This window comes from Bartonella sp. TT29SHDZB, assembly GCF_042193395.1.
In the GTDB taxonomy this organism is placed as follows: Bacteria; Pseudomonadota; Alphaproteobacteria; order Rhizobiales; family Rhizobiaceae; genus Bartonella.
The window spans coordinates 1-3,137 of record NZ_JBHILQ010000054.1; the positions used below are offsets into that span (position 1 = coordinate 1).

The 3,137-nt window shown below is 40.7% G+C and carries 4 protein-coding genes; all 4 read right to left on the reverse strand.

The window, feature by feature from the left end; translation table 11 throughout:
- Window positions 1-252 precede the first annotated feature (252 nt).
- On the reverse strand, window positions 253-582 hold the full coding sequence (locus ACFIJJ_RS09200; RefSeq protein ID WP_273790893.1) for a hypothetical protein: 330 nt from the start codon (window positions 580-582) through the stop codon (window positions 253-255).
- A gap of 199 nt (window positions 583-781) precedes the next feature.
- Window positions 782-1,339, reverse strand: coding sequence for a hypothetical protein (locus ACFIJJ_RS09205; RefSeq protein ID WP_375622853.1), 558 nt, complete (start codon window positions 1,337-1,339; stop codon window positions 782-784).
- Window positions 1,340-1,396: 57 nt separating this feature from the next.
- Complete coding sequence (locus ACFIJJ_RS09210) at window positions 1,397-1,948, reverse strand: hypothetical protein (RefSeq protein WP_375646741.1); 552 nt, start codon at window positions 1,946-1,948, stop codon at window positions 1,397-1,399.
- Window positions 1,949-1,956: 8 nt separating this feature from the next.
- Window positions 1,957-2,475 carry a hypothetical protein gene (locus tag ACFIJJ_RS09215; RefSeq protein WP_375621570.1) on the reverse strand — a complete coding sequence of 173 codons (519 nt, stop codon included), beginning with the start codon at window positions 2,473-2,475 and terminating at the stop codon, window positions 1,957-1,959.
- Window positions 2,476-3,137: the final 662 nt, after the last annotated feature.

Below are 3,137 nucleotides of genomic sequence, written 5' to 3' on the forward strand. Positions count from 1 at the left end.
AAAAAGCATAAAACGAGAAGTACACCCATGCTCCTTAATGAACAAGTCAAAAGAAAGGATCAACAAAAGCCTCTCTTCACTTTTTCCCCTTGCTCACTTTCCCCTCGCTCACTTTCCCCTCGCTCACTTTCCCCTCGCTCACTTCCCCTCGCTCACTTCCCCTCGCTCACTTCCCCTCGCTCACTTCCCCTCGCTCACTTCCCCTCGCTCACTTTCCCCTCGCTCACTTCCCCTCGCTCACTTTCCCCTCGCTCACTTCCCCTCGCTCACTTTCCCCTCACTCACATCGTATAATATGACGGGAGCTCCTTTCTGCTCAACTTCTTCTTCTAATTGCCGTATCATTTTGTTCAACTGACGGGTCACGATAAAACGCATAATAAAAACAATCGGTAAGAATAAAAAAACACAGGCAAGCATCCATGCTAGTGGCTCGAATACGACAAGAGAAACAAAGTCCTGCCCTCTCCATATTTTAACGACAACAGTTATAACTATTGGAGCAGTCGCCATGACCGTAGAAAGATAGAATATTTTTTTATAGTCTTGCCAAACAAGAGAAAGCTGTTTTTTATCAAACATTCTGCTGCTTTTTTATTTTGGGGAGATCTGTCTTAAGGCGATATCGCGTTCATTCAGCACGCATTTCAGTTCCTTTTTCACGCGACAATAAAGCCGCGCACGCTTGATAAACAGGTAATAAATGACAACGATTGGCGCCCATATTAAAACACCTAAGAGCGTAAAACACAGGAAAGAAATGGCTATTAATGTTATAAGACTACTCGTCATTTTGTCCCCCTACCACATTCTGCATACGAATTGCCTGATCGCGTTGTTGTATCGCTTCTTCCAATTGTGGAAGTATTTTGTTCAATTTTCTCGTTAACTTCATGCACATGATCCCAATGATCGGAGAAAAGAGAAGAATCCCTAACCATATAAGGCTCAACAGCTGCATGATAAAGGCAACACTATCATTTTTCCACCATACAAAATTTGCGATAGAGAAAGCAGATTGCAAAACAGAAAAGAGAATAAGGATAAAAAAGATTATTTTACATTCTTTTGAATAAAAAGGCAGAGATTCTTTGAAGTTAAGAAAGCGCATTTTTGCATCAAGTGTCTCAAGCGCGAGATTGTGTCTTTTCATTTCTCCCCGATCATTGCGCAATTGTTGTATGGCTTGCTTTTGTTGCGTCGTACTCTTTTTCAAGCCTTGAGCGAGTTTAAAAGATAACCTCATATGCTTGATCAACAGGTAAGGAAACCTGACCATAACCATAACCATTAAAATGGCAATGATAATGAACCCTAAAAAAACCAAATGCTGCATCATAATGCTCCCTTTTTTTCCCTATCGCATTGATGTGAAATCATCATTTTTATTCTCTGCTCAAACAAATGTTTCTAATTCCTTTACTGTTTCTTGCACGCCATACTGAAGGAGACTATGGAGAATTAAAATGACAGGTAAAGAAACAACAATACATGTCCAGACCCAAAACAGCAGTCGCATGACAAAATCAATAATGTGAAGCACTATCATAGGCACGTAATTGTGCAAAAAAACCGCAGATTTTGGAAAAAAAGCAAAAAAAGCTATCAAACCTACGAAAAGCATCATCAAAATAAAGGCTAGAAAAAAGATGATACAATAATCTTTTTTTGAGAGAAGCAAAGATTCTTGAAAAGAAAAGGCACGCAACTGTGTTGCAAGAACTGTCCTCTGTCCTCTACCCTCTACCTGATAATGCCCTAAATTCTGCGCTGCACCCTTTTTTAATTTTCGCTGCGTCACCAATAACAAGATTGTCCGTTTTATCAACGAATAATAAAGTGCAACGATTGTCACCACGGTAGAAAGGAATACCATAAAAATTGCAGAACAAATAAAAATTGCCGTTCCTACGGCAATCAACATTCCAATGATTAAAGAAGCACTCACTTTTCCCCCTATTGTCTTCTGTTAAGAGATTGGTTGTCTAGCTGTTGCTGCTCTGGCAAGGTTTCCCATTGTAGCATCATTTCCTTCACATCCCGTTTAAATACGGCGTTAAAGACAAAAAAGAGCGGACAAAAACCAAAAAGAACGCCAAAAATTATTTGCGGTAAGAAACATAAAAAAGCCCAAACACTATTCCACCCCGCATCAAGAACATGCTGAATTATAGGATTTTGGAAAGGGTGTTTAAGACTTTCCTGAAGTCTTTCCTGAAGACTTTCTTGTTTCATTTGTCCCAGTGCTTGGAGCTGTTCTTTGGATATAACGTGAAAAAATTCCAAAGGATCCATATAGGCAGACGCGGAAAAAAGCACCAACAAGAGGATAGCCAAACAACAAATGATGATATAATCGCCTGTTGAAAGAGCCGTCAATTTTTTGAAAGCTTCTGATTGATCCAACACTGGCTGCGATACAAAAGCCTTATCTCCCTTATGGGCAAATTGATGTTGTGATTTATCTTCGATCATACGGATACTCCCCCACTTCTAAAATTCCCACTCTTCAATATTCGATAGCACGCCACCAGCGCGGTAAATTCGCTTAGCACCCTTCTCAGAGTAAAGCAAGCACTATAATCTCCCTTCTAAATATTTTATTCATTTGCCCTATACGCGCTTATACATGCGCACTTACAAGCCAAAACACCCCTTTTTCCAAGGTGGTGCCCCCATCTTGAAAGCCAAGCACGCGGCCAAGATCAACCTCAGTCCCAGATCAACCTCATTCATTGCCTCATCGAAAACTTCCTCAAGTACACGACACGCCCTACGCTTACCTCTTCCTCAAGAAATTTCAATCCCTTTGCCTTAAAATCCACCCCTTTGCCTCAATGCCTCGTTGTCAATCTGGCACCCCCCCAAAATGATAAAGCCCTAAAATGATAAGGATTAATCATTTGGCAAGCCGCCGCATGGATACCAGCGTCTCTCACAATTCCATAACCAAATTGCACAAAACCTTTTTCATCCAGAGATGAGAAACTGTCCTTAGCGGTCTCGTAAATAAATAACGGTCTCGTAAATAAATAGATGTCCCTCTTTTCTTTCAATTTCCCCCCTCCACCCCAAGCTCTTTAAAAGCATTGTTGCCCTTTCCATAGAGCAAAACGTCTTGATCAAAAACTTAAAGC